The sequence below is a fragment of the Nonomuraea deserti genome (assembly GCF_004348685.1).
GTDB classification, from domain to species: domain Bacteria; phylum Actinomycetota; class Actinomycetes; order Streptosporangiales; family Streptosporangiaceae; genus Nonomuraea; species Nonomuraea deserti.
Window position 1 is genome coordinate 114074 of sequence record NZ_SMKO01000004.1, and the last position, 24557, is coordinate 138630.

Annotated in this window: 24 protein-coding genes; 10 read left to right on the forward strand and 14 right to left on the reverse strand. The window is 69.5% G+C overall.

The genetic code is table 11. The features are described from left to right. Positions 1 to 27 precede the first annotated feature (27 nt). Complete coding sequence (locus E1292_RS03155; protein WP_132591770.1) at positions 28 to 714, forward strand: TetR/AcrR family transcriptional regulator; 687 nt, start codon at positions 28 to 30, stop codon at positions 712 to 714. Positions 715 to 739: 25 nt separating this feature from the next. Here the strand turns inward: E1292_RS03155 and E1292_RS50810 are convergent, their stop codons facing one another. The 3 genes from E1292_RS50810 to E1292_RS03170 form a co-directional block, all read right to left on the reverse strand. Continuing rightward, entirely contained in the window at positions 740 to 1051 is a 312-nt protein-coding gene (locus tag E1292_RS50810) for an STAS domain-containing protein (RefSeq protein ID WP_165974341.1), read from the reverse strand. A 550-nt stretch (positions 1052 to 1601) separates the two neighbouring features. After that, positions 1602 to 2822, reverse strand: coding sequence for an MFS transporter (locus E1292_RS03165; protein WP_132591774.1), 1221 nt, complete (start codon positions 2820 to 2822; stop codon positions 1602 to 1604). A gap of 183 nt (positions 2823 to 3005) precedes the next feature. Continuing rightward, positions 3006 to 4085, reverse strand: coding sequence for a flavin-containing monooxygenase (locus tag E1292_RS03170; RefSeq protein WP_132591776.1), 1080 nt, complete (start codon positions 4083 to 4085; stop codon positions 3006 to 3008). Between the two features lie 77 nt (positions 4086 to 4162). On the opposite strand from E1292_RS03170, the gene E1292_RS03175 reads away from it, so the two are divergent. Beyond that, a complete protein-coding gene (locus E1292_RS03175) occupies positions 4163 to 4543 on the forward strand; it encodes an ArsR/SmtB family transcription factor (RefSeq protein ID WP_132591778.1) in 381 nt (126 codons plus the stop codon). 182 nt (positions 4544 to 4725) lie between these two features. Beyond that, the gene (locus tag E1292_RS55650) at positions 4726 to 5106 is read left to right on the forward strand and encodes a DUF4158 domain-containing protein (RefSeq protein ID WP_132591780.1); all 381 of its coding nucleotides are present in this window, start codon (positions 4726 to 4728) and stop codon (positions 5104 to 5106) included. An 81-nt stretch (positions 5107 to 5187) separates the two neighbouring features. On the opposite strand, the gene E1292_RS03185 is transcribed toward E1292_RS55650, so the two are convergent. From E1292_RS03185 to E1292_RS03190, 3 genes are all read right to left on the reverse strand, one after another. After that, positions 5188 to 6612 carry an FAD-dependent oxidoreductase gene (locus E1292_RS03185; RefSeq protein WP_132591782.1) on the reverse strand — a complete coding sequence of 475 codons (1425 nt, stop codon included), beginning with the start codon at positions 6610 to 6612 and terminating at the stop codon, positions 5188 to 5190. Then, positions 6609 to 6785, reverse strand: a complete 177-nt coding sequence (locus E1292_RS50815) for a hypothetical protein (protein WP_165974342.1) — start codon at positions 6783 to 6785, stop codon at positions 6609 to 6611. The genes E1292_RS03185 and E1292_RS50815 overlap by 4 nt, the downstream gene beginning before the upstream one ends. 540 nt (positions 6786 to 7325) lie before the next feature. Beyond that, positions 7326 to 8393: a flavin-containing monooxygenase gene (locus E1292_RS03190; protein WP_132591784.1), complete on the reverse strand. Its 1068-nt coding sequence runs from the start codon at positions 8391 to 8393 to the stop codon at positions 7326 to 7328. Between the two features lie 53 nt (positions 8394 to 8446). On the opposite strand from E1292_RS03190, the gene E1292_RS03195 reads away from it, so the two are divergent. Continuing rightward, the gene (locus E1292_RS03195; protein WP_132591787.1) at positions 8447 to 8788 is read left to right on the forward strand and encodes an ArsR/SmtB family transcription factor; all 342 of its coding nucleotides are present in this window, start codon (positions 8447 to 8449) and stop codon (positions 8786 to 8788) included. Between the two features lie 761 nt (positions 8789 to 9549). Here the strand turns inward: E1292_RS03195 and E1292_RS03200 are convergent. Next, positions 9550 to 9939 carry a hypothetical protein gene (locus tag E1292_RS03200; protein ID WP_181958177.1) on the reverse strand — a complete coding sequence of 130 codons (390 nt, stop codon included), beginning with the start codon at positions 9937 to 9939 and terminating at the stop codon, positions 9550 to 9552. A 157-nt stretch (positions 9940 to 10096) separates the two neighbouring features. Here E1292_RS03200 and E1292_RS03205 point away from each other — a divergent pair, with 157 nt between their 5' ends. Both E1292_RS03205 and E1292_RS03210 read left to right on the forward strand, forming a co-directional pair. Then, complete coding sequence (locus E1292_RS03205; protein WP_132509639.1) at positions 10097 to 10495, forward strand: MerR family transcriptional regulator; 399 nt, start codon at positions 10097 to 10099, stop codon at positions 10493 to 10495. 438 nt (positions 10496 to 10933) lie between these two features. Continuing rightward, on the forward strand, positions 10934 to 12349 hold the full coding sequence (locus E1292_RS03210; RefSeq protein ID WP_246089894.1) for a SulP family inorganic anion transporter: 1416 nt from the start codon (positions 10934 to 10936) through the stop codon (positions 12347 to 12349). 1154 nt (positions 12350 to 13503) lie between these two features. Here E1292_RS03210 and E1292_RS03215 read toward each other — a convergent pair. Then, positions 13504 to 13896 (reverse strand): MerR family transcriptional regulator, encoded by a 393-nt coding sequence (locus tag E1292_RS03215; RefSeq protein ID WP_132591791.1) that lies wholly within the window; start codon positions 13894 to 13896, stop codon positions 13504 to 13506. Positions 13897 to 13955: 59 nt separating this feature from the next. Here E1292_RS03215 and E1292_RS03220 point away from each other — a divergent pair, with 59 nt between their 5' ends. From E1292_RS03220 to E1292_RS03235, 3 genes are all read left to right on the forward strand, one after another. Continuing rightward, the gene (locus tag E1292_RS03220) at positions 13956 to 15167 is read left to right on the forward strand and encodes an MFS transporter (protein WP_132591793.1); all 1212 of its coding nucleotides are present in this window, start codon (positions 13956 to 13958) and stop codon (positions 15165 to 15167) included. A 35-nt stretch (positions 15168 to 15202) separates the two neighbouring features. Further along, positions 15203 to 15997, forward strand: coding sequence for an alpha/beta fold hydrolase (locus E1292_RS03225; RefSeq protein WP_132591795.1), 795 nt, complete (start codon positions 15203 to 15205; stop codon positions 15995 to 15997). Between the two features lie 128 nt (positions 15998 to 16125). Continuing rightward, complete coding sequence (locus E1292_RS03235) at positions 16126 to 16755, forward strand: hypothetical protein (protein WP_220446638.1); 630 nt, start codon at positions 16126 to 16128, stop codon at positions 16753 to 16755. Positions 16756 to 16827: 72 nt separating this feature from the next. On the opposite strand, the gene E1292_RS03240 is transcribed toward E1292_RS03235, so the two are convergent. The 3 genes from E1292_RS03240 to E1292_RS03250 form a co-directional block, all read right to left on the reverse strand. Continuing rightward, entirely contained in the window at positions 16828 to 17034 is a 207-nt protein-coding gene (locus E1292_RS03240; RefSeq protein WP_165974343.1) for a hypothetical protein, read from the reverse strand. A gap of 88 nt (positions 17035 to 17122) precedes the next feature. Beyond that, on the reverse strand, positions 17123 to 17593 hold the full coding sequence (locus E1292_RS03245; RefSeq protein WP_165974344.1) for an SDR family NAD(P)-dependent oxidoreductase: 471 nt from the start codon (positions 17591 to 17593) through the stop codon (positions 17123 to 17125). Between the two features lie 965 nt (positions 17594 to 18558). Continuing rightward, positions 18559 to 19293 (reverse strand): SDR family NAD(P)-dependent oxidoreductase, encoded by a 735-nt coding sequence (locus E1292_RS03250; protein WP_132591801.1) that lies wholly within the window; start codon positions 19291 to 19293, stop codon positions 18559 to 18561. A gap of 419 nt (positions 19294 to 19712) precedes the next feature. On the opposite strand from E1292_RS03250, the gene E1292_RS03255 reads away from it, so the two are divergent. Further along, positions 19713 to 21368: a CocE/NonD family hydrolase gene (locus tag E1292_RS03255; protein ID WP_132591803.1), complete on the forward strand. Its 1656-nt coding sequence runs from the start codon at positions 19713 to 19715 to the stop codon at positions 21366 to 21368. Positions 21369 to 21798: 430 nt separating this feature from the next. Here E1292_RS03255 and E1292_RS03260 read toward each other — a convergent pair whose 3' ends face one another. The 3 genes from E1292_RS03260 to E1292_RS03270 form a co-directional block, all read right to left on the reverse strand. After that, positions 21799 to 22557: a hypothetical protein gene (locus tag E1292_RS03260; protein WP_132591805.1), complete on the reverse strand. Its 759-nt coding sequence runs from the start codon at positions 22555 to 22557 to the stop codon at positions 21799 to 21801. Positions 22558 to 22715: 158 nt separating this feature from the next. Further along, positions 22716 to 23162, reverse strand: a complete 447-nt coding sequence (locus tag E1292_RS03265) for an Rrf2 family transcriptional regulator (RefSeq protein ID WP_132591807.1) — start codon at positions 23160 to 23162, stop codon at positions 22716 to 22718. Continuing rightward, positions 23159 to 23914 carry an NIPSNAP family protein gene (locus E1292_RS03270; protein WP_165974345.1) on the reverse strand — a complete coding sequence of 252 codons (756 nt, stop codon included), beginning with the start codon at positions 23912 to 23914 and terminating at the stop codon, positions 23159 to 23161. Before E1292_RS03270 ends, E1292_RS03265 begins: the two co-directional genes overlap by 4 nt. Positions 23915 to 24557 lie beyond the last annotated feature (643 nt).

Below are 24557 nucleotides of genomic sequence, written 5' to 3' on the forward strand. Positions count from 1 at the left end.
TGTATCCACTTCTGTAGACTCGTGTCCATGCCGCTTATCTGGGAGCGCGAGCCGTACCGGCCGAAAAGGCAGGCACTCAGCGTGGAGCGCATCGTGGACGCCTCCGTCGCCATCGCCGACGCCGAGGGGCTCGACGCGCTGTCGATGCGCCGCGTCGCCGCCGAGCTGTCGACCGGTACGACCTCGCTCTACCGCTACGTGGACAGCCGCGACGACCTGCTCGACCTCATGGCCGACGCGGTGCAGGACGACCACGCGCCGCTGACGGGAGACTGGCGCGCCGACCTCGAGGCCTACGCCCACCACGAGCGCGAGCTGTGGCTGCGGCACACCTGGCTCGCCCCGCTGCTGGCGACCCGACCGTCGCTCGGCCCCAACTGGCTGCGCGGCCTGGAGCACGCCCTCACCGCGGCCGCCCCGCTGACCTCCGACATCGCCGAGGCGGGCTCGGTCGTCGGGCTGATCAGGGACTACGTGCGCGGCGCGGTCATGCGCGAACTCGCCGAGAAGGAGACCCGGCGGCGCACCGGTCAGACCGAGGACGAGTGGCGCGCCGACGTCGCCCCCTACATGCGCAAGATCGTTGAGAGCGGCGCATATCCCCAGGTCACGCGCCTGACCCGGTCCGCCGACCTGAGCCCGGCCGAACAGTTCTCGCACGGCTTGCGCCGCATCCTCACCGGGATCGCGGCCTCTCAGCGCACGGCGAAGTGATCGAGCCCAGCTCCGTCCCGACGCGCTACACGATGGTGAAGGCGCGGCTCAGGCCCGACAGGTCCAGTACACGGCGGAGTCTGCCGTTCACATGTCCCAGTTCCATGTTCCCGCCCGCCCTGGCGACCTTGCCCTGTGCCTCCAGCAGCGCTTCGAGCCCATGCGAGTCGCAGAACGTCAAAGCGCCCGCGTCCACGAGCAGGTTGACCGGCGATCCTGCGGCGAGCGCATCGTCGACCGCTGCCAGCAGGCGGGGAGCCGTGTAGAGGTCCAGCTCGCCGTTCAGGGTCAGCACGAGACCATTCCGGCGCTGCGCGACCTGGACGGACAGAGGCACCGCGATCACCCGGCAGATAGACAATCCGCACCCTTCTCCTCGCCACGCTACACGGTGACCTGCAAAGACTCTCCCCCGCACCACCCCACAGCACACCGGCATGCGCAAACCGGTCACAGCGCTACGTAATCTGCCCCCTGCGGAACAAGCCGCTCTGACGGCGGAGCCATCGTCTCCAAGCCGGAGCCAGGCCGATGCCTCCAGAGGCTGCCACGAAAGGGCCCTGACGCCGCAGGCACCCGGAGGCAGGGGTACGTGCCAGGCGGCCCGTACCCCTGCCCGTTGCGCTGTTCGTTCCAGATGCTGCCGATGGTGTCGATAGAGCTGTTGTAGACGTGCGGATAGTAACGGCCGTAAAGCCCGTCGACCGTACCGCTCCTGAAGTTGCCCGTGCCTACGTAGCCTTGGCGCACGATGAACCTGTGTCGGCATCGTAGATGGCGAAGGTGGAGTCGTCCCAGGCGGCGTTCTCGATCTGGAATTCGAACACGCGCTGAGACCGATGGCGGTGTGCGGGGCGGTCGATATCGACCCAGATGTTCTCCGAGGATCAACTGGCGCAGCTGCGCTCGATGTCGGAGCCGGCGGCCGGGAGGCGGCCCGTCCCGGCCATGCCCGCAGCCAGCGTTCCGAGCAGTACGAGGCCGGCGAGGACGCCATAGGAGGCGACGTAGCCGCCCATCACCTCGGTCAGCAACGCTCCCGCTCCCGGCGCCAGCGCGGTCGCAGCGGTGACGGGTGCGGTGAACACACCGTTGATGCGGCCGAACGCCCGGGTTCCCCACCTGTCGGCCACCGCAGTGGCCTGCAGAAGGGTGAACAGTCCGCGGATCGCCCCCGCTAGCACTGAGACCACGATCAGCAGCGCCGTGGGGCCGGGAAGGAGCCCGAGCGCGAGCACGGACACGGCAGCGGTGGCGAGCAGTCCGACCGTACGCGGCCGTGGTTCGACGCGGGCCGACAGGGCCCCGTAGGCCAGCCTCCCGAGCAGTTGTCCCGCGCCGCACAGACCGAGGGTGATGGCGGCCAGATGGGTGTCCATCCCCCGCCATGTCAGGAGTGGCACGAGGTTGACCGTGGCCGCGAACATACCCAGCGCGGCCGCCGACATGGCCGCGGTGAGCATGATGAAGGCCCGGCTGCGCGCAACGGTCGCCGGGTGGGGGTCCTGCCGGTGCGCGACGCGGCTTGCTCCGGGCCAGGGCGGCGTCAGTGCCAGCGCGTGCAGCGGAATGGTGACGGCTCCCAAGAGCACGGCGAGCAGGAGGAAAACGCCACGCCAGTTCATGAAGTCCAGCAGGTACGCCGTCAACGGGGCGAACACCGTGCTGGCCAGACCCCCCACCAGGGTCAGCGTGGTCAGTGCCCGCAACCGATGCGGGCCGTACCACGAGGTCAGCGCCGCGAACGCCGGAGGGTAGAGCACCACCGCCTGGGCCACGCCCGCCAGAGCCCAAGCGGCGTAGAAGGCCGGCAGGCTCGGAGCCGCCGCGATCGCCAGTACGGACACGACGCCCACCACCGATCCGGCCGTCATGACCTGCCGGGGCCCGCGGACGTCGATGAGCCGCCCGACGACGATCCCGGCCACGGCCGACACGACGGCGCCGAGGGAGAAGGCGCCCATCGAGGCGGCTGCCGACCAGCCGGTGTCGGCGCTCACCGTGCTCACCATCACCGGGAAGGCGTAGTACAGCACGCCCCATCCGGTGATCTGGGTGACGCACAACGCGATCAGGGCGCGTCGCAGTCCACGCTGCTCACCCGTCATGCGACCGGCTCATGTCTCATCGCGGCAAGGCCGCGACTTGCGAGGTGGCGGCCGGCCAGGGGCCAGGATTCGGCGGGCCCCCGGCGCGGGCGCGCTCGATGAATGCCGCCAGGCCGGCTCGGCGAAGACCTGCCCGGCCTGTTGGAGAGGACGGTCGACAGAGCAGACATCGCGTACCTTCCATCAGAGTCCGATGGTGCCGGCCGCATCGCGGATATAGGCGGCAAGCTGACCGGCGACGTAGTCGGCGTCGCGGCTCACCCCGCGCACGGTGTTGGAGGAGAACGAGCGCTGGAACTCCAGCCCCAGGTAGACCAGCCCTACGTGGGTGGTGGAGATCCCGTGAACGTGCGCGGGCAACCCTTCGGCGTCCAGAGCTCCCAGGGAGCGCAGGTAGCCGAGATCGGGCCGGTACCCGGTGGCGAACAGGGCTACGTCGACCTTCTCCCGCCTCCCATCCGACCAGACGACCCCGTCGCCGTCGAATGCGGTGAACATCGGCTGCCGGTCGAACCGGCCCGACTCCAGGGCGTTGTGGTAATCACCGGTGTCGAGCACCAGAGGGCCAGGCACGAGGTGCCCGAGCCATGAGCCGGACAGCAGGTCGAAGCCGCTGGTCTCGAGCCAGTGATGCAGGTCTTGGCCGCCGATCCGCTGCTGCATGAAGGAGATCGGCTGCAGGGTCGCGAGGGTCACCGAAGCGACCTCGGCCAGCTCGTAGGCCACCTGGACGCCCGAGTTGCCGCCTCCTACGACGACGACTCTCTGGCCGGCGTACCGCTTGGGGTCGCGGTACTGCGCCACATGCAGGGTCTCTCCGGTGAAGTCCTCCTGGCCTGGCAGGACGGGCAGGTACGGCTTGCCGAAGGAGCCGCTGGCGGCAACGATCCCGGCGGCAGGAATGGCCTGACCGTCGGCGGTCCGGACGACGAACCCCCGGCCACGGGATTCGACGTCGCTGACTCGTGTCCCGGTGCGGATCTCCACGTCGAGGTGGGCGGCGTAGCTCTCCAGGTAGTCGGCGACCTCGTCGCGCGTCGGATAGCGGTCGGGATCGCCCGGGAAGGGGAAGCCGGGCATCGCGCTGTAGCGGGCGGGAGAGAACAACGTGAGGCTGTCGTAGTAGCCCGGCCAGGAACCCGAGGGGCGTTCGCCGGCCTCCAGGACGAGGGGCCGCATACCCGCATCACGCACGGCCCGCGCCGCGGCCAGGCCGGACTGCCCGGCTCCGACGATGGCGACTGGATCGGTTGGTGTGGTCATGCCCGAAACATATATCCGTGATTCGAGATATGTCAAAATGAAGATATGCTGATTGAATGTCCCGGGAAGGGGGGCCCATGCCGCAAGCCTCGACCACGACCGCCGGTCCGGACGCCGGTAGGCGTGCCTGTGCAGCATCCGACACAACAGCGCCCGACGCACAGGAAGAGCCGGTCGAGCTCAGCCCTGCCGTGCACGGCTTCCTCAAGGCGCTGGCCAGCCCCACCCGGCAGCGCATCATGCTGCTGTTCGCCCGGGGCGCGGAGCTGTCGGTGAACCAGGTGTCCCAGCTCGCCGGAATCGGTCAGCCCCGGGCCTCCGAGCAACTCGCCGAGCTGAAAAGGGGCGGCATCCTCACCTCCCGCAAGGAAGGCAAGGTCGTTCTGTACCGGGCCGACAAGGAGACCGTCGCCTCTGCCCTGTCCAACCTGCAGGCCTATCTCCAGCATTGCTGCTGATCGCGGAGCGGACCCGGCCGATTCACCGGCTCGGTTCGAGCCGACGTTGTCGCCATGCCGCATGCCGGCGCGTTCGACCTGCGGAATCATGCAGCTTCACGGGGTCGCCCGAGCTGTTTGCGGATCACCATTCGATCTTGCGCCTGGTCCGTGTTCGTGGATGAGTCCTGCTTTCTGGGCCCATGCCAGTTGAGTTCTTGAGCGATGATGAGGCGGTCGCCTACGGCCGCTACGTAGAGGCACCGACGCGGGCCGAGCTGGAGAAGATGTTCTTCCTGGACCACGCGGACCGGAAGCTGATCGGGCGCCGCCGTGGCGATCAGACCGGCTCGGGTTCGCCGCCAAGCACACTACCGCCCACCTCGGCATGCCGGACTTCCGGCCTGACGCCGGAGGATCCAGCACCGCCAGCGCGGCTGCGCATGTACCGAGCGGCGCCGCGGGTGGCCGGGCTGAGCGGTCACCCGCCTCGATGGGGGCCCGGACAGGATGGCTGGTCAGGTGGAGCCGGTGGAGAAGGCTGTTCTCATCGAGATGCTCGTCACCTGCTGCACGCCGGCTGAGCCGTGGAACGCGTGGCGGCCCCGCCCACGCCCTGACGATGGGCTGAGCGGCGGCCGAGCGTTGTGGGTGGATGGGCGGTGTTATCCGGCCAGGGCGGCGAGTTTGAGGGCTGCGGCCGGTTCGATGCCCAGCTCGTGGGCTGCGGCCATGACCGCGTCGGCGGGGTTGGTGTGCTGGACGAGGTGGCGGGTGGTGGCGGCCATGAGCTTGGCGGGGGTGTCGGGCGGCAGGCCGAAGTCGTCGGTGATGGCGCGCACGGCCAGGGTGATCGAGCAGACGCCGGTCTCGGGCAGGTCGAGCTGGACCTCTCGCGCCGCTGCCCAGTCGCCGTCGAGCGCGGCGATGACGGAACGGGCCTGCTCATGACCGGTGGCCAGCAGGAAGGTGGGGGCGCGGCCGTAGCTCTTCATCCCGATGGCGTAGTAGCCGGGCTCGGGGTGGGCCAGCTCGTCCACGCCGTGGGGGCGTACGGTGCCGCAGGAGTGGTCGTTGGGGTCGATCAGTGGGGCGAGCAGGCGGGTGGTGCCGAGGATGGGGTCGAGGTCGAGCCGCAGTTCGGCGGCGATGGAGTGGTCCGGCCGGTAGCCGGTGGCAGCCACGACGTGATCGGCCTTGAGGGTGCGATCGGAGCCTGCGGGCTGTCGGGAGCGGAGCTCGACGGTGCCGTCGGTCAGGACGCGGACGGCGTTGACCTTGAAGCCCGCCGCCAGGTCGACCAGGCCCTTGTCGACGAGCAGGCGCAGGCCCGAGCCGAGGGAGCCGCGGGCGGGCAGGGCGTCCGCTTCGCCGCCGCCGTAGGCGCGGTCCGGCGCGTCGGCGCGGATGGCCCAGGTGATGCGGGTGCCTGGCGCCTGCTCGGCCAGGTCGGCGAGCGTGAGGAGCGTGGTGGCGGCCGAGTGCCCGGCTCCGACCACGATCGTGTGGCGGCCGGCGAAGCGGTCACGGTCGGCGCCGAGCACGTCGGGCAGGGCGTGGTGGATCCAGTCGGCCGCCTGGCGCTCGCCGTGGGCGGGCAGCCCGTTGGCGCCGAGCACGTTCGGCGTTGCCCAGGTGCCGGAGGCGTCGATCACCGCCCGCACGCGGATCTCGCTGTCGTCGGCCAGGCGTAGGACGAACGGCGCGTCCTGGCGGCCCGCGGTACGGAGCCGATCGACGTCCAGGCGGCTGATCGCTGACACGCGCGCCCCATAGCGGACGCGCGGAGCGATCGAGGGGTGGCCGGCCAGCGGCTCGAGGTAGGCGGAGACGAGGTCCTGGCCGGTGGGCAGCGTCTCGGGATCGGGCGGCGTCCAGCCGGAGGCGCGCAGCAAGCGCACCGCGGCGGCGTCGGTGTTGTAGCGCCATGGGCTGAACATGCGCACATGTCCCCACTGGCGCACCGAGGGACCGGCGACGGGCCCGGCTTCCAAGACGACGAAGGGCAGGCCGCGTTCAGCCAGGTGGGCTGCGGCGGCCAGGCCCACGGGGCCGGCGCCGATAACGGCCACGGGCAAAGCGGTGTTCATCGGGCGAAGTCCTTTCCAAGGCGAGCGGTTCTGCGTAGCGGTGCCAGGGCCAGGCCGGAGACGGTGTACATCACCAGGCCGTAGGCCAGCACCATGAGGCTGACGAGGGCCGCGTCGGCGGACGGGCCGGCGACCAGGAGAGCGAGGGACAGGTTGCGGATGGTGGTGGTCATGGCGACAGGCCGCCGAGCTGTCGAGGCCGGGAGTGGCATAGGCCGCCAAGCTGAGAAGCGTCAGTGAGGCGAAGGCGACCCAGCCGGAGACCGGGATGCCGGTCAGCCCGTCGGCGGTGGTGATGAGGATGTAGAGCGTCGAGGTCACCAGCAGCACGTCGGCCACCCGCCTGCTGACCTTCTGTACCCGGTCGGCGGTGCCGGGCGATCGGGCACGCAGCCACATCCCGGCGATGATCGGGATGAGCTGGGCCAGCAGCATCGCCACCACCTGTAGGCCCGCGTCCCCTCCCACGGGGGCGCCTGCGTACGGTGCGGCCAGGCTCCGACGGGCACGGCGAGCAGGCCCAGGACGGCGAGCGTGCCTTGCGCAGGCTCACTCCCAGGGCCAGGTCGCCGCGTGCGTGGCAGGTGAGCAGGGCTCCGGCGCCGCGGCGCAGCAGGGCGGTCAAGCCTTGCCCGGTGAGCGCGGTGCCGATGGTGAGCATGGTCGCCACCAGCAGCAGGGAAAGTCCCAGCGTGACCAGTGGAGACCCCATGTCACAGGCCGTAGGCAGCCAGGACGCCGCCGGCGTAGGCGGCGATCGGCACCGCCACGTGTTCGGCGTCGCGGTGCACGCCGCGCAGGGTGTTGGAGGCGAAGGAGCGCTGGAACTCCAGTCCGACGTAGCCGAGCCCGAGGTGAGTCGTGGACAGGCCACCCGCGTGCAGGGGCAGCCCCGTTTCGTCGAGGGCGCCGAGCGGAGCCAGGTAGTCCAGGTGCGGCAGGTAGCCGGTCGCGTAGATCACCGCATCGACGCGCTCGCGCTCGCCGCCGGCCCACACCACCTGGTCGCCGTCGAAGGCGGTGAACATCGCACGGCGCTGCAGGCGGCCGTCGGCCAGGGCGGCGGCGTAGTCGCCAGTGTCCATGACCAGGGTGCCACTCGCGACGCGGGCCAGCCAGGCGGGCGGAAGCTGGTCGAAACCGGTGGTGGTGTGCCAGTAGTGCATGTCCTTGCCGCCGACGATCTGCGACATGAGCTGCAGCGGCTGACGGGAGGCGATCGTGACGTCGGCCACCTCGGCCAGTTCGTAAGCGACCTGGACGGCGGAATTGCCGCCGCCGACCACCACGACGCGCTGCCCGGCGTAGTGCTTGGGGCTGCGGTAGTCGGCCACGTGCAGGGCCTGCCCGGTGAAGCCGTCCTGGCCCGGTATGGCGGGGATGTAGGGGTTGCCGAAGGAGCCGCTGGCCGAGATCACGCCCATGGCGCGCAGGGTCTCCCCGGCGGCGGTGTGGACGAGGTAACCGCCCGCGCCATCGCCTTCCACCGCGCTGACGCGCATGCCGGTGCGGATCTCGACGTCCAGGCCGTCGGCGTAGCGCTGCAGGTAGGCGACGACCTCGTCGCGGGTGGGGTAGTGGTCGCCGTCGCCGGGGAAGTCCTGGCCGGGCATGGCGCTGTAGCGGGCGGGCGAGAACAGGGTGAGGCTGTCGTAGTAGCTGCTCCACGAGCCGGTGGGCGTCGGGCCGGCTTCGAGGATGACGGGCGTGCGACCGGCGGCGCGCAGGGCGCGGGCGGCGGCCAGGCCGGACTGCCCGGCGCCGATGACGATGGTGTCCATGCCGACGGATCATATCCTCATATCCGGAAATGACAATACGGTAGAGTCGTGCCATGCAGACGGCAGGCAGCGGCATCCAGCTCACCGACGCGGCGCGGGGCTTCCTCAAGGCCCTGGCCAGCGACACTCGCCAGGAGATCCTGTTCCTGTTCGAGGGCGGAGTGGAGCTGACCGTGAGCGAGGTGGCCGAGCGCCTGTCGCTGGCTCAGTCGGCCACCTCCACGCATCTGGCGACGCTGCGCGAGGGCGGGGTGCTCACCTCGCGGCGCGAGTGGAAGACCGTCTACTACCGCGCCAACCCCGACGGGGTGCGGCAGGCGCTGGCCGACCTGCAGGCCGCCTTGGCCGCGTGCTGCCCGCCGGGCGATGGCCACGCCGCCGGCGGTTGCGGCTGACTGGGCCGGAATCGGCCCACGTCCCCGCTTGGGCGATGCGCAGGTCGCTCCACAGCAGAGCGGTGAGGGTGGTGCCCATGCCCAGCAGGGTCGGGTCCTGGACGGTTCTCTCGCGCAGGCGTCCCGCCGCATTCCGCACCGCCTGGTTGAGCGCACTCAAGGCCTCCATCCCGATGGTCTGACGGGATCGGCCACAGCGTCGATGGCGATCTGGCTGGCGATCACGCCGCCCGCATGGCCTCCCCTGCCATCGGCCACGGCCAGCAGGCGGCTCCCCGCGTAGGCCGCGCCCTGATTGTTGTGCCGGAGGAGACCGGGCGCAGAGGCGGCGGCGACGTTCAGGAGGCTCATGAAAGCGTCGGCGGAGGCGCTGTTCTCCCTGGAGAACAGTGACGACGATGGCACATAAGGTCGACCTCCAAGACGCAGAAGCTGGCGAGTCCAGCGTCCTACCCTTACGTTAGGGTAGACCACTGGGGCGGCTTCACTGCTCATCGCGCCAGGAGGGCCTCATCAAGCGCTTCCGCATCCCGCTCGTCGATGCGGCGTTCTGTTCATCGCGGCCCACCGCAGCCGCAGAGACGGTTCGTCGGTGCTCTTCGAAAGGGTCGACGACAAAAGCGGACAATGGATCGTCGTGAGCGACATACACCACGACAACATCGTCACCTTCGAAAGCCTCACCGAGGCCTCGTAGAGATGACCATTCACTCCGACACTCGGCACGCACGCGCCGGGGCAGGGCGCAGGCCGACGCAGCCCTACTGCTCTCCGATCAAGGATTCGGGCACGATGCGAAGCGTTCCCGTCGTGCCGCCGCCAGCGCGGGGCTTGGCGGCGGCGGAGATGTAGGCGGCGGGGATCGGCTTGCCGTCGCGCGCTGGATGCACCACCTCGGCATCGCAGATCACGCAGAACGGGCCGTGTCGCCATCCGACGATGGACACCTGCGTCCCCCGCGCGTACTGGGTCAGGGCCTGGGGATGGAACTCGATCCCGGTGCCGCCGCAGGTGGCGCAGGTGTCCGGAACCGCATCCCGTAGCCAGTTCGCCTTGCAGGACTGACAGGAGATGACGATCCCCTCGGCCGTCCGGCTACCGTTGAGGTCCTCGCTCTCGCCACATGATGGGCAGACGATTCGCCGAGCCATCGGTCGCTCCCCTTCCGATGTCGCCCCGAAAGCGGGGTATCGTCACCAGAACGCCTCGTGCACCTACTCCCTCAACGTTAAGTTAACGTAAGAGTAGGTTTCACGGCTCAGCGTAAGGCGAAGAGGCGAGAAGCGGCTACTAACAGCGGAGGAACGGATGTCCGAGGGTCTGGTGCAGATCGGCGAGGTGGCCGAGCGGCTCGGGCTGTCCTTGCGGACGATCCGGCACTACGAAGAGGTCGGCCTGGTGGTGCCCGAGCGCACGCCCGGCGGCTTCCGCCTCTACAGCGAGACCGACATCGGCCGACTGGCCCTGGTGAAGCGGATGAAGCCGCTGGGGTTCAGCCTGGAGGAGATGCGCGACCTGCTGGACATCACCGACCGGCTGGCCGCCGGAGACACGGATCCCAGCCTGGCAGCCAGGCTGCAGATGTTCGAACGGGCGGTCGCCGACCGGGCCGACAAGCTGCGGGAGCAACTGGCGATGGCCAGAGAGTTCGCCGAGCAGTTGCGCCGCTCACGCCTGGACGCTGCCTCTGCGGCCTCTTCCCGGTGAGCACGATGACGCGGTGAGAGGTTTCTCACCCGCGATCCGTTCGATCATACTCTCACGTCACGGTAGTTTGGGTGGGGCTCGCCGACGTCTGCGCGAGCTTGGCCGGGCATCCACGCCCATTGCGGGGACCCGCATGCCGACGGCGCTCTACCCGGGGGAATTCATCGTGCTCGTCCAGCCTGCCATCGATCCGCGTCGCTTGGACAGCATCCGGTAACTGTCGCCCTTCCTGGACACAGCGGTGTCACCGCCATGTCACAGCGCTGCCACGTTGCTGCGCCAGCCTGTCCTCGTAGCTCCATGTCCTCTGTTCGCGTAGTCGTTTCGCGCTGCGCGTCTGCCCTATGGATGGTTGTGTTGTCTTCTTCTGCTGCGGCCACCCGCCGCTTCCGCCTTCCGGACCTCCGACATCTGACGCCGCAAGTCCTCCGCATCGAGATGCTGTCCGGCCTGGTGGTCGCGCTGGCGTTGATTCCCGAGGCGATCTCCTTCTCCATCATCGCCGGGGTGGATCCGAGCATCGGGTTGTTCGCCTCGTTCACCATGGCCGTAGTGATCTCCATTGTGGGCGGTCGCTCCGCCATGATCTCCGCTGCGACCGGTGCGATCGCTCTCGTCGTGGCGCCGCTTTCCCGCGAGCATGGGCTGGGCTACCTGGTTGCGGCGGTCATTCTGGGCGGCGTTTTCCAAGTCGTGCTAGGCGCGCTCGGTGTGGCCAGGCTGATGCGCTTCGTGCCTCGTAGCGTGATGGTCGGCTTCGTCAACGCGCTCGCCATCCTGATCTTCATGGCCCAGGTGCCCGAGCTCACCGGCGTGCCATGGCCGGTCTATCCGCTGGTGATCGGTGGGCTGGCGCTGATGGTGTTCTTCCCTCGCATCACCAAGGCGGTGCCCGCGCCGTTGGTGTCCATCGCCATCCTGACCGCCATCACGCTCGGCGCCGGACTGGCCGTGCCCACCGTGGGAGACAAGGGCGCCCTGCCGTCCTCCCTGCCCGTCCCGGGCCTGCCCGACGTGCCCCTCGCCCTCGACACCCTCACCCTCATCGCCCCGTACGCGCTCGCATTCGCGCTGGTCGGACTGATGGAATCGCTGATGACCGCCAAGCTGGTCGACGACATCACCGACACTCACTCGAACAAGACACGTGAGTCCGTCGGCCAGGGCATCGCCAACATCGTCACCGGCGTCTTCGGCGGGATGGGCGGCTGCGCCATGATCGGCCAGACCATGATCAACGTGAAGAACGGCGCCCGCACCCGCATCTCCACCTTCTGCGCCGGCGTCTTCCTCATGATCCTCTGCATCGCCTTCGGGCCTTGGGTGTCACAGATGCCCATGGCAGCCCTCGTCGCGGTGATGATCCTGGTGTCCGTCGGCACCTTCGACTGGCACTCCCTCGCGCCCGCCACCCTCAAGCGCATGCCGTACGGCGAGACCATCGTCATGGTCGTCACCGTCGCCGTCGTCGTCGCCACCCACAACCTGGCCATCGGCGTCGTCGTCGGCAGCCTCACCGCCATGGTCGTCTTCGCCCGTCGCGTCGCCCACCTGGCCAACGTGACCGCCTGCCTCGACCCCGACGGCAAGCAGGTCGTCTACGCCGTCACCGGCGAACTCTTCTTCGCCTCCAGCAACGACCTGGTCTACCAGTTCGACTACGCCACCGACCCTGACGACGTGGTCATCGATCTGACCGACGCCCACATCTGGGACGCCTCCTCCGTCGCAGCCCTGGACGCGATCGAGACCAAGTACGCCGCCCGCGGCAAGAAGGTCACGATCGTCGGACTCAACGAGCCGAGCGCCCACCTCCACGGCACTCTCGCGGGCCAGCTCACCGGCGGCCACTAGTCATCGGCTCGTGGGGAGGAAAGGCATCACGCGAGATGCTCCCATCGATCACGTCAGACGAAGGAGAGTCCTGATGCCTTCCTCCCCCGGTCTGCCGCTGCCGGACATCATGCGTCCCGGCTCCGGAACCTTGCTCATCGACTCGGCATACGCGGGCGACCGCCGCCGGCAACACGTAATGGCCCAGGCCACCGTCGACGAGTGGACGAGCATCGGCTGGCGGGAGGGTTCTCTCCTTGCGGTGCCATCTCCGCACAGACGGCGAAACGGTGCTCACCTACGCCGCGTGGGCAGTGACGAAGCAACGCATGGGAAGTCCTCAGGCGCCTTGGAGGGGCGGCCGTACGGTCGTGCGGCGGTCAGGCGCCATCCTGTACCTGGGAACGGTAGCTGCGGAGAAACGCACGTACCCCTGACGTGACGAGGCGGTCGTCACCCTGGGCCCCGCGCTCGCGGCGCTGGCCTGGAGTGTGGCGGCTGGAGGCATCGTGGGTCTCCGGGCCGGCGTTCTGGCGCTGACCGGCGGCGGTGGGCCGGGCCTCCGCGCGCAGCCGAGGCCGCCTCGGCGGCAGACCTGCCAAGCTGTCGGCAGAGCAGGGGCACCTCATTGCGCTGGCGCGATCACGCTACGCGGCGGAGGACGCCATCGTGGCTGAAATCGCCAAGGCACTGGGGGTGACCCGGCACCACCAATCTACCGAGCCCTGCAGCAGACATCCTGACGCCGCGCCCGAGGCCGCGCGGTCTGCCGGGGCATCGGGCTCTCATTTCGTTGTCCATCTTCACTGGGGTGCAGTCAGGAGCGCGCCCAGGTCTGTCGTCTCACACGGATCTTGGACGCCCTCTGCCCGCTTCGGAGGCCACACCGCAAAGCCACGCCGTTGCGCTGGGCGCGACTGCGTGGCCATTGCAAGAGGCGAGGTTGGCACCCAGGTGGCAGCCACAGTGAAGTGTTCTGACATGTCGCGCGGCGCGCGTCGGAGCATGATATTGGTACTGGTACTACGAACGTAAAGTCCCGTTAGCCGAGCAGACTTGAGCGACTTTCCGTTCGGATGCCCCTACCAGCATCGCCATGGGTAAGCGCGTGAGGGCTCGCGGCTGGCGTGCCGCGACAGCGACGGAGGGCCGAGACCACCGGGGCTCGGTCGACATCAGCCCTTTGACACCGGCTGCTGGATCGCTGGGGCGGTGTCGGCCGGGCCGGCGGCGATGACTGCGTCGAGCATGCCTTGTGACGCCTGTAGGTCTTTGATCGCGCGGGTGATGCGCTCGCGCTCTTTGCGCAATTGCGCTACCAGGTCGGAGCACACGGGCGCGAGGTTCGGGCCGTCGTCGCGGACGCAGGGCAGTACCTGGGCGATGGTGGCGGTTGGTAGCCCGGCTGCGAGCAGGGTACGGACGCGCCGGACAGTGTCCACGTCCGCGTCACTGTAGACCCGGTAGCCGCTTGGCAGTCTCGTCGGCGCCAGTAGCCCCTGTTCTTCGTAGTAACGCAGCAGTCGCTCGCTGACCCCGGTCTGGCGGACCATCTCCCCGATGCGCATGTGACCTGCACCTCACCCCGTTGACTCTGACACTGATGTGAGACTTTAGCGTTCCCGTCATGACCACCGCAGCGCCCTCGGCAACCGCGCCCCCCTTCCCGCCTAAACTGCGCCGGGCAGCCGTCTTGGCCATGCTCACCGCGTGCGTGTTCGTCGTGGGCACCGCCGAGTGGGTCATGGTGGGGCTGCTGCCGGAACTGTCGGCTGATCTGCAGCGTCCGCTGCCGATCACTGGTTCCCTGGTGACCTGGTATGCCCTCGTGGTCACTGTCGCCGGGCCGCTGGTGACGGTCGGGATGCTGCGTCTCGCCCGCCGCCGCGCGTTGCTGGTCTTGCTGGGCGTGTTCGTCGCCGGCAACCTCGCCGCAGCTTTGGCGGGCAGCTTCGGCGCCCTGGTGGCGGCCCGGATGCTGACCGCGCTCACCCACAGCACGGCTTTCGCGGTGACAGTGGTGATCGCAGTGGCGATGACACCCGCGGCACACCGCGGCCGCGCCATCGCCGTCGTGACGGCCGGCTGGAACCTGGCCACCGTCCTCGGCGCGCCCTTGGGGACCTGGCTCGGCGACGAGTTCGGCTGGCGAACCACCTTCTGGGCCATCACCGCCCTCGCCGCTCTCGTTTTCTGTGCCGTGGCCGCACTCGTACGGCCGCCCGCACCGCAGGAGGCCGCCCGTCCCAGTGGCGAGGTGCGGGCCATGCTCCAGCCCAGGGTGGCCATGGTGCTGGCGATCATCGTGGTAGCGCAGGCCGGCCTGTTCACCACCTACACCTACATCGCCCCGCTGCTGCGGCAGGTCAGCGGCTTCACCGACTCCGCGGTCACCACGCTGCTCGCCCTGTTCGGGCTGGGCGCGGTCATGGGCAACATCCTCGGCGGCCGCCTGGCCGATCGCGCCCCGTGGGCAGGGCTGGGCATACTGCTGACCGCCCTGGCCGGCGTGCTGGCCGCATTCACGCTCACCAGCGAAGTCCGGTGGGCGGCGGCCGTCACCGTGCTCGCCATCGGTGTGATCGCCGCGGCCCTCATCCCTCTACTGCAGGACCGCGCGCTGGCCGCCGCGCCCGAGGCGCCCACCCTGGTCACCGCGATCAGCGCCTCCGCCTTCAACCTCGGCGTCGCCGCCGGCTCCCAACTCGGCGGCCGAGCCCTCACCACTGGTCTCACCCTGCACGACCTGCCCTGGGTTGGTGCCCTGGTGGCCGGAGCCGCCATGCTCCTCGCAACTGCGGCCGCCCGCCGATCAGCCGCCACCACGGTCACCACGTAGTGATCCCCCACAGAGAAACAAAAGGAGAGACACCTATGTCCACTGCTCTGCCCACCTCCAGCCTCGGCCGCGTGGTGCGCGGCACCGGCCCGGGCCTGCTGCTCGCCCATGGTGCCGGCGGCGGTGTAGACGCCAACTACGGCCCCATCCTGGACATCCTGGCCGCCCAGCACACTGTCGTCGGGCCCGACTACCCCGGCACCGGACGCACCCCTCGGGCGCAAGCTCCGCTGTCCCTGGACGGCCTGGCCGATGAGCTGGTCGCCACCGCCGTGGAGGAGGGCGTGGAGACCTTCGCCATCGCCGGGTACTCGCTCGGCAGCCCGATCGCTATCCGGGCCGCCACCCGTCACCCTGCTCGCGTGACCGCTCTGGTCCTCACCGCGGGCTTCGCCCACCCCAACCCGCGGTTCCTGCTCGCGGCCCGGATGTGGCGCGACCTGCTCCGCGCGAACGACCTGGAGCGCCTGGCCGGCTTCCTGTCCCTCACCGGCCTCAGCGCCCCCGCCCTGGACGCCGTCGGCCAGGACGACCTCGACACGGCCATCAAGACCACCGCGGCCACGATCCCGCCGGGCACGCAGGAGCACCTCGACCTGCTCATCGATCACGTCGACGTACGAGCTGACCTCGCGGCAGTCACGGTGCCGGCCCTTGTCATCTCCACCACGCTCGACCAGCTCGTCACCCCGCACCACCACCGACAGCTCAGCAACGTCATCCCCGGGGCGCGCTACGCCGAGATCCCCACCGGGCATCTACCGTTCATCGAGCAGCCCGAGCAGTGGGGCGCCCTCATCCGCAACTTCCTCCGCGACAGCCGCACCTGACGGCAGCCCCGCACCCACATCGGGCGCTTATCCCGGCTGGGGCTGTCGGCGACATCTCAGCGAGTGCCGACAGCCCGCCCTCCCCGGTCAGCTGCAGCCCGTCCGAACGGGCGCAGTCCACCAGCATCGTGATCAACTGCTCGTCGCTCACCGCGCTCGACACGGCCTCTTCGACGACCTCGTCACGGTCCTCTGGCTCCACGGCGGTCTCCGTCATCAGACGCATCTCCTTGATCGTTAGATCCGCCGTTGATTGGACACTCCCGCGCGTCGCGGGCATCATCGTGCTCCTTCACGCGCAACCCCTTACCCGGGTCGTCCGGCTCACCATCGACGACCTGCTCCGCGACGGCGAAGCCATGTTCCTGCGCCTTGGGGAACCGCCCTCGCCCGTCCCCGCGCCGGTCGCATCCCTGCTGCTGGACTACATCGCGGCTCGCGACAACATGAACACCGCCACCAACCGCGCCTCGCAGTGGCTGTTCCCCGGCCGCCGAGCACGTCAGCCCTGCCGCCCCGACCACCTGTCCGAGCTCCTCAACGAGATCGGCATTCCAGCGGCGGCCGCCCGCGGCGCCGCGATCCGGCAGCAACTCCTAGAAATGCCCGCCCCCATCGTCGCCGACGCCCTCGGGTACCACGACAAAACCACCGCCCGCCTCCTTCGGGAAGGCGGCGGAGTCTGGAACCGCTACGCCGCCGGGGAACACGGAACGTCACCATCAGGCCTCATGGGAACGACAACTCGCGACAGTTGAATAGGCGAGCTCACCAGTACAAGACCCCTCCCCGGCGTGGCCGAGGAAGGCCCTCGGCCATCTCTCCCATAGTTAGATCGGCAAGGCCACGGCCAGTCCCACGGCCATCCCGGCGAAGCCGGTGGTGAGAAAGACCGTCTCCCCTCGCGGAGCCGATGCGGAGTCCTCGCCGCCACCCAGATCGATCCCGAGTGCGCCGAGGACACCCTTGATCACCGAGTAGGGAAGCGTCGGGACCAGGAAGCCCGCACCCACCCAGGAAAAGAAGATTACCGGCACGGCCGGCAGCTGGCGGCCCCATCGCTGGGCCAGCGCCAGTTCCCAGCGCGATCCCGGTCATCGCCATCACCACGGTAACGGCGTTCAGCTAGCGGGCCAGAGCCGCCTTGGATGCGGCGTACAAGCCTTCGCCCGGTTCTCCCACCCAGGCGGCCAGCGAGCCTACGTTGATGACATGACCCTGTCGGCGGGCACGCATGCCGGGCAGCACGGCATGCGTGACCCGCACGGTTCCGAAGAAGTTCACATCGAAGACCGCCTGCGCGTCGGTGAGGGCGGTCTCCTCGGCGAAGCCTTCGTGCATGACTCCGGCGTTGTTGACCAGCACGTCGATGCCACCTGCCCGATCGAGGACCCGGTCGACGCACTGCCGGACGGACTCCTCGGAACGGATGTCGAGCTGCACCATCTCCACCCCGCCGTCATCGCCGAGTGCGCGCCGGGAGGTGCCGAAGACGCGGGCGCCGCGCTCTGCGAACAGACGGGCCGTGGCCTGCCCGATGCCAGAGGACGCACCGGTGACCAGGACGGTTCGGGAGGCTGATGGCGCGGCGGTCACGAAGCTCGGCCCTTCACGAATGGCGGGACTGGCAGGATGCGTGTTCGAGCGGCAGGAACATCATGGCCAGAATGCGGCGGGCACGCCAGCGCGGCACGATCATGCCGACTTCTTCCGTGCCCACGCCCCGCTTGTGCCGAGCGCCGCCCGATCCCCCGCATGCCCGCCGCCGACCACAGTTACCCCTCTGGGCGAGATCGAAGTCCCGCTGCAGCTCATCATGGGTCGGCCGAAGCCGATGACCATTCTGCCGCCGCTGAGCATGTCGAGGGTGGCGATGCGGCGGGCCGGGGACCACCGGGGGTGGAAGAGGGGCATCCAGCACGCTGGAACCGCGCCGGATCACGCCGGTCCCGCCGCGACGGAGCCGGACGTCTCCAAAGGCCGTAGACGCCGGCGTACACTTCGGCCAGCGTCTGCCGCGGAACCCCCGCGATGGCCGCGAGGAGGAGAACCCCTGTGATCGTCGTCCGCCGGATACGACGTACAGCCCAAGTGCTTTCTGGACCCGAACATGGCCATCACACGCGGCGGTCAAGAACTCAAGACGATGGGAAGTCGGGACAGCATCCAGGTGCCCGGCAAGGCCGGCACTTCTCGTACAGCGGCCCCAGCGGGGACTTCGACCGAACTCCTGAGAGATGACCCTGCCGCTGGGCAGGGAACCGTCCGGACCACGGTTTTCAGCGCCCACTGCCAGGCCGTAAGCCAAGGTCTTGCCGTAACGGGGATCACACCCGCCGAAGACGGCTGTAGCAGCCGGGAGCCGCAGCAGTGGCTGTCTGGGCTTGATCCGGTTTGACGGACAATCAACTCGCTGTCCATGGCGGCCACCTGACGTCGAACCGCATCAGGGGCAGCGGCCGATTGCCGCAGGCCATGTCGCACAGCACGGCACCGTCCTGGTCGACTGAATGATCTCCCACCTGTCGCGCGTCTCGTCGGGCGAGACGGGATCACCAGGCCTACCGCAGGTCCCCGGTCGCCTTCTGTGTCTCGGCCCACAACCGGTCGCGCGCGTGCGCGTCGTAGGCGAACGCGGGCGCCTGGACCGGCCGCAGATGCTCATACACATAGATCCCGCGCGCCGCGGCTCTGCCCTGCGCCGGGGGATCGGCGTGCTCCTGCCAGGTCCCGGGGCGGACGGACAGGCGCGTATAGGTCTCGCCCAAGCGTTCTGCCGGCGGGGAAAGACGGCTCTTGACCCCGTACGCCGTGCGCAGCAGCCCGGGCATCGCCGCGACCCGATCGGCGTCAAGCCGTACGGCGGGTACCCGGACGCAGGCGACGTCCAGCCTGCCCCCGGTGCGCAGGGCCAGCGCGAAGGAGACCATGATCTGGGCCAGCTTCGCGTGATAGTACGCCCTGGTCGGGCTGTACCACGCGGGATCGTCGAGTTGGTCGAAGCGGATCCTGATGCGGGGCATCGAGATGACCCCTTTACTCGCGACGTTGATCAGCCGTGGCTGGGCCTCGGCTGAGAGCAGCGGGCTGAGCCGGGCGGTGAGCTGGAAAGGGCCGAGGTGATTGGTCACCCAGAACAGCTCGTGTCCGGATGCGGTGCAGGCGGGACGGCGCAGGGATTGGTCGAAGACGGCGGCGTTGTTGACGAGGACGTCGAGGTGGCCGAACTCCTGGGAGATCCGGCGGGTGACGTTGGCGCCGGTGATGGCAACACTAAGTGACGCGGAGTGCGGCATTCGATCATCTTTTGTTCGGAAGGTTCCGAACACCTAGGATGATCGAATGCCGAGCACCGAGGAGTTCATCGAGAACGCGGGCCTGTACTTCGAGCGGCTGGGGCTCAGCCGTACCTCCGGCAGGATCATCGGATGCCTGCCGGCGGACACGGGCCAAGCCGCCGGCGCCCCGAGCCTGTGCGAGCGGTTGGGGGTGGCCAAGAGCAGTATGAGCGCGGCCCTGCGCCGGCTCGAGCAGCGGGGGTTCGCCGGGCGCTACCAGCCCGTACGGTGGCACCGGGATCACTATCGGCTGGCCGACGACGTCTTCGGGCGCGCGTTCCGCGCGAAGATGGCGCCTTCACGGCCTTCACCGAGCTGGCTCCCGGCCCCCGGCCGACCATTGACAGCTTCCGGGAACACTGCTGGGGGATACACAGATGAGCTTTGCCACCCGGCTGCTGGCCCTGATCATGGGCCTACCGCCGGCCACGTCCACAGACATCACGGTTGACAAAGGCCTGCGCGTGGCGATGCGTGACGGTGTTGAGCTGGCCGCGGACCGCTACTACCCGCGAGGTGACCCCCGGGCGATGCTCGTGCTCATCCGCACGCCGTACGGCCGAAGCCGCGCCGTCCAAGGCTGGGGCACGATCGCACGCGCGATCGCCGAGCGCGGCTACCAGGTGGTGGTGCAGAGCACCCGGGGAACGTTCGACTCGGGAGGAGACTTCGAGCCGGGCGCCGCCGAGGCGGCCGACGGGCTGGCCACCATCGAATGGCTGCGGCGGCAGCCATGGTTCCCCGGTGCCTTCGCCACCTACGGCCAGAGTTACGTCGGATACGTGCAGTGGGCGCTGGCCCGCTCCCGCATCCCAGAGTGGAAAGCCGCCGTCATCGGCGTCGCCCCATCGGACTGGGCAAGCGGCTGGACACACCCCAACGGGGCCTTCTCCATCGGCAACGCCCTGTACTGGATCTACGCCATCGCTCCGGTCACCAGGGCGGGAACGTCGGCGCGGGAGTCGCTGCGGGCCCTCATCCGCCCCCGGCCACTGCGCACGGCCGAAAACCATCTGCCGATGGGCACATCCGACCGGATCGCCCTGGGCAAGCACGTGAACTACTACCAGCGATGGGTTGCCAGCGACGGGCACGACGGCTACACCCAAGAGGTCGACTTCCGCGACTGTGCGGACAACCTGCCCCCAACTCATCTATCCACGGGCTGGTACGACTTCTTCGTCAGCACGACCCTCACCGACTACGTGGCGCTCCGTCGCGCCGGCCGGCCGGTCCGCCTGCTGGTCGGTCCAGGCGGCCACTCCTCAGGACAGAACGGGCCCGCGTCACGGGAACAGTTTCCCTGGCTCGCGGCTTACGGGCGGGGATCCGGCGTCCCGCTCCCCGACACGCCGGTGCGCGTGTACATCATGGGGGCCAACCACTGGGCCGATCTGGCTGACTGGCCACCGCCGGACTCCCTGCCCACCCCCTGGTACCTCCGCCAGGGCGGCTGCCTCACCCCCGACCCGGATGACTCCGCCGCTTCCAGGCCCTCCCACTACCGATACGATCCCGCCGATCCCACACCCAACGTGGGCGGCGCGTTCCCGAATCTCCCTTGGCGGTGCGGGCCGAAGGACAACCGCACGCTCGAAGCCCGCCCCGACGTTCTCACCTTCACCACCGAGGTCCTGGGGCGCGACCTGAAGATCATCGGGTGGGTCGAGGCTGATCTCTTCGTCCGCTCCAGCCTGGAGCACACCGACTTCTTCGCCCGGTTGTGCGACGTCGCCCCCGACGGCCGCTCGACCAACATCTGCGACGGGCTCCTTCGCCTGCACCCCGGCTCTCCCACGTTCGCTGCCGACGGCGTCCGCCGTCTGAGGATCAGCCTGATGGGCACCGCTTACCGCTTCGCCCGCGGCCACCGGATCAGGCTGCAAGTCTCCAGCGGCGCACACCCGCGTTTCACCCGGAACCTGGGCACCGGTGAGCCGGTGGCCACCGCGACCATCACACGAGCGGCGGATCAGGAAGTCCTCCACGACCGTGACCACCCTTCGGCGATCGTGCTACCGCTGATCGACTGATGTCCGGCCACGCCCGCGTGGCGCATCAACGCGGCGGGCGACGACACTGTCGCCGGCCAACAGCTCCGCGAGATTGGCGGCGGCGGCGCTGGGAGGAGGTCAGCGAGGAGGTCGCCGAGCTCACCGCGGCCGGTCGCGACGGCCCAGGCGCCGTACCTCGGGCTGGCGCGCTTCGAGGTGAGCGATCACGACCGCTTCTTCGGCCGCGAGGCCCTGGCCGGGCGGCTGGCCGCGCTGGTCCTGGCGCAGGCCGTTCAGGAGTCGACGCTGCTGGCCGGCCCGATGAGCGCGTGCGCGAGGCGATCGTCTCCACGCCGCCGTCGCCCGCACCGCCGAAGCCTGTTACGCCGATCTCACCCCGGCCCAGCGGGAGCGGCGTGGCCGGCTCACTCCGGCAGAACGCGGCGGTCGGGAACACGCCGCTCCGCGTCTACCAGCTCAGCCCCGCCCGCCTGGCCGAATCCGTGTGCCGGCGCCCGGTGAGGCCGGGCTGATCGTCGTCTTCGCCGGCCCGTAGCAGCGCGCGCAGCCGTGTTCGGGTGCCGGCCAGCGCGTCGAGGGTCTCGGGCGACCGCGTTTCCATGTCCTCGTAGAACTCGATCCTGCGTCGGCACAACGCGATCTCCAGGTCGCGCCGCGTTCCGTCGTCCAGCCGGCTGTCGCCCAGCAGGTCGGCCGCCCGGTCGAGCAGCGCCGAACGCTCCCACGCCCCCAGCGCCGCCAGCCCGCCCGACACCGGGCCGCCCCCGTCCGTGTCCCCGCCGGGCGCCCAGGCGTCCAGCCGGTCGAGCAGGCCGGCCAGCCGGTCAGGAGTGGTGAGGACATCTCCGGCCCGTTCCGGCCACAGCCACGCCTGCAGGAACCGCATCCGGAAGTCTTCCTCCGCCGCCGCGTGACGCGCCCGCGCGGCGGGATCGTCAAGGTCTCCCAGGTCGGCCGCGACCCGCTCCCAGCTGGTGCCCTTGACCAGTTCGTACAGCACTGCCGCGTCCACCAGCCGGCGGGCCCCCTCCAGCAGCCGCACCGCGTCGGCGACGAACTCGCCGTCGCGGGCGTGCCGGTCGGCGTGCGTCGGCACCAGCCCGGCCGCCGCCTCCGACAGCTCCCTCGCCTGCTCGGCGATCTCCAGCCGGGCCAGCGCCTCCGGCGCGTACGCCCCCGACCGGTGCGTGTTCACCGGTGTGTCCATACCGCCACCGAAGCGACTGCCGGCTGTCCCGTCAAGCGCCCGCTTTGCGATCGACGCGGACGGATGCGTACGGCTCAGCACCCGACCTCGACCCGGACATCGATCAGACGCGTCGGCACCGCTGAGGTGGCGGTCGGCCCGCGTCACCGGGGCGCACGTCACTGGGGCAGTGGATGCTCGGCGAGCGTCGTGTCGAGGACGTCGGCGATCGTCCGTCTGGCCAGGGCAGCGGTGATTTCCGCCTCGACCTCGGCGTAGATGTGAGCCAGCACCGGGCGGATGCCGTAGCCGACCGGGCAGGTCTGCTTGGGCTCGTGTGGGTGCAGATCGAACGGAGCCGGTTCCGCCAGCGCGGAGTGGACGTCGGCCAGGCTCAGCTCGGCCGCCGGCCGGGCTAGCCGCCAGCCGGCTCCGGGCCCGCGTCCGGCGATGTCGAGCAGCCCTCGATCGCGAAGCGGCGCGAGCGTCCGGCGGATCAGGACCGGATGGCTGGCGAGACTGTCGGCGATCTGGGCCGAGGTCAGCGTGGGCCGACCGCGGCGATGCGCCAGCTCGAGCCAGCACAACGCATGCACCGCTGTCGTGAGGCGGCTGTTGCCGCTCATCGCGTGGTCGCCTGCGGGGGGTGGCCCGCGTCGATGCTCGGCACCACTGCGGGGTGAGCCGAGCGGGCGGTCGGCGCGAGCCGGAAGACACGTCGCCACGAGGTCCGCCGGTCGAGCTCGTCGGTGTCGGAGGCATCAAGGCGTGTCATGGCCTCGTCCCGCGTGCCGGCGTCGGGGAAGACGGCCAGCCATACGAAGGCGCGCTCGTCGCGTACGGGCAGGCGCAGGAACGGGTTCGGTGTGGGGTCGGTACGCCATGCCGCCACCCTGACGCCGAGGACGTCCTCCAGCGCACGCGTTCCGGCGGAGGCGCACCAGCTTTCGCCCGCGTCCGCGTCGAGCCCGCACGTCATGAGGATCGCGCGCTCAGTGCGTGGCCGATCATCGACTTCGCCGCGGGGCACGGCGGCGGAGGGCCCGTGGGGCGGCTGGGTGGGCCGCAGCAGGAGCACGTCGTCGCTGTCCACCATGGTGGCATTGGCACGGTCGCGGTATTGCTCCCATATCGGTCCGCCGTAGAACGCCTCCAATGCCCGGAGCCGCGCGTCATGGTCAGCGAACCCTCGCAGCCATGTGAACGTATCCGGATCGTCCTCATCGGTGAACGTCCCGCCCAGGGACATTCCGGCGTCTTCCTGTGGCTCGATGAGATGGCGCTCGAACACGGCCAGGAGACGTGACCGCTGGCCGAGCCGTAGCGTGTACCGGCGCAACTCGACGACGGGACAGTCCGCGAAAGAAAGAGTAACCATAATAGTTACACCCTCTCCGAGTCGGCGCCCTCCTGTCAAACCGATCGCACGGCCTCGCGCCGGAACGACGTACAGGGCGTGGACGTCTTCGACGTCGACCGGGGCGAGCGGCCGGCAGCACGTGCGGCAGTCCGTCTCGCCGACCCCGCGGCCGTCGAGCTCCTGCATGCAACGCCGAGAACCCGAGGGGCGCGGGCAGCCCGATCGCGGCATTGCGCCGTCAGGTCCAGGTGCAGCCGGGCGATAATTCGTCGACATCGGCTTCAGGGGCCATTGCGAGGGCTTGCCGGGCAACGAACGGAGTTGCTCACTTCACCCTGGTGATCCTCAATCGTTGGGAGGCCTCTGGCCGCGGGAGGGACCGGAGCTCTCTCTGTCGCGCATCGCCTGAATCCGCTGGCGGATCCTCTCCTTGAGATCCTCCGGTGGTGGATCCCCTCCCCCATGACGCGCGACCAATCTCTTGATCGTCTGCACGACCAGGTACTCATCCAGGTGCCGACGGCCATGGAAGACTGAATCGCCCCGGGTTCGGTGGAGACTTGATCTCTTGAGAGGATCGAGTCCATGCCTGGTAAGTCTCCCTACCCCGCCGAGCTGCGCCGCCGAGCGGTGCGGATGGTCGCCGAGGTGCGGCCGGATT

What these genes read in the sequence shown, in the direction of transcription:
- E1292_RS03155 (WP_132591770.1), top strand. Translation starts at nt 28, where the DNA reads ATGCCGCTTATCTGGGAGCGCGAGCCGTACCGGCCGAAAAGGCAGGCA.
- E1292_RS03165 (WP_132591774.1), bottom strand. Translation starts at nt 2,822, where the DNA reads ATGACGGGTGAGCAGCGTGGACTGCGACGCGCCCTGATCGCGTTGTGC.
- E1292_RS03170 (WP_132591776.1), bottom strand. Translation starts at nt 4,085, where the DNA reads ATGACCACACCAACCGATCCAGTCGCCATCGTCGGAGCCGGGCAGTCC.
- E1292_RS03175 (WP_132591778.1), top strand. Translation starts at nt 4,163, where the DNA reads ATGCCGCAAGCCTCGACCACGACCGCCGGTCCGGACGCCGGTAGGCGT.
- E1292_RS55650 (WP_132591780.1), top strand. Translation starts at nt 4,726, where the DNA reads ATGCCAGTTGAGTTCTTGAGCGATGATGAGGCGGTCGCCTACGGCCGC.
- E1292_RS03185 (WP_132591782.1), bottom strand. Translation starts at nt 6,612, where the DNA reads ATGAACACCGCTTTGCCCGTGGCCGTTATCGGCGCCGGCCCCGTGGGC.
- E1292_RS50815 (WP_165974342.1), bottom strand. Translation starts at nt 6,785, where the DNA reads ATGACCACCACCATCCGCAACCTGTCCCTCGCTCTCCTGGTCGCCGGC.
- E1292_RS03190 (WP_132591784.1), bottom strand. Translation starts at nt 8,393, where the DNA reads ATGGACACCATCGTCATCGGCGCCGGGCAGTCCGGCCTGGCCGCCGCC.
- E1292_RS03195 (WP_132591787.1), top strand. Translation starts at nt 8,447, where the DNA reads ATGCAGACGGCAGGCAGCGGCATCCAGCTCACCGACGCGGCGCGGGGC.
- E1292_RS03200 (WP_181958177.1), bottom strand. Translation starts at nt 9,939, where the DNA reads ATGGCTCGGCGAATCGTCTGCCCATCATGTGGCGAGAGCGAGGACCTC.
- E1292_RS03205 (WP_132509639.1), top strand. Translation starts at nt 10,097, where the DNA reads ATGTCCGAGGGTCTGGTGCAGATCGGCGAGGTGGCCGAGCGGCTCGGG.
- E1292_RS03210 (WP_246089894.1), top strand. Translation starts at nt 10,934, where the DNA reads ATGCTGTCCGGCCTGGTGGTCGCGCTGGCGTTGATTCCCGAGGCGATC.
- E1292_RS03215 (WP_132591791.1), bottom strand. Translation starts at nt 13,896, where the DNA reads ATGCGCATCGGGGAGATGGTCCGCCAGACCGGGGTCAGCGAGCGACTG.
- E1292_RS03220 (WP_132591793.1), top strand. Translation starts at nt 13,956, where the DNA reads ATGACCACCGCAGCGCCCTCGGCAACCGCGCCCCCCTTCCCGCCTAAA.
- E1292_RS03225 (WP_132591795.1), top strand. Translation starts at nt 15,203, where the DNA reads ATGTCCACTGCTCTGCCCACCTCCAGCCTCGGCCGCGTGGTGCGCGGC.
- E1292_RS03250 (WP_132591801.1), bottom strand. Translation starts at nt 19,293, where the DNA reads ATGCCGCACTCCGCGTCACTTAGTGTTGCCATCACCGGCGCCAACGTC.
- E1292_RS03255 (WP_132591803.1), top strand. Translation starts at nt 19,713, where the DNA reads ATGAGCTTTGCCACCCGGCTGCTGGCCCTGATCATGGGCCTACCGCCG.
- E1292_RS03260 (WP_132591805.1), bottom strand. Translation starts at nt 22,557, where the DNA reads ATGGACACACCGGTGAACACGCACCGGTCGGGGGCGTACGCGCCGGAG.
- E1292_RS03265 (WP_132591807.1), bottom strand. Translation starts at nt 23,162, where the DNA reads ATGAGCGGCAACAGCCGCCTCACGACAGCGGTGCATGCGTTGTGCTGG.
- E1292_RS03270 (WP_165974345.1), bottom strand. Translation starts at nt 23,914, where the DNA reads ATGGTTACTCTTTCTTTCGCGGACTGTCCCGTCGTCGAGTTGCGCCGG.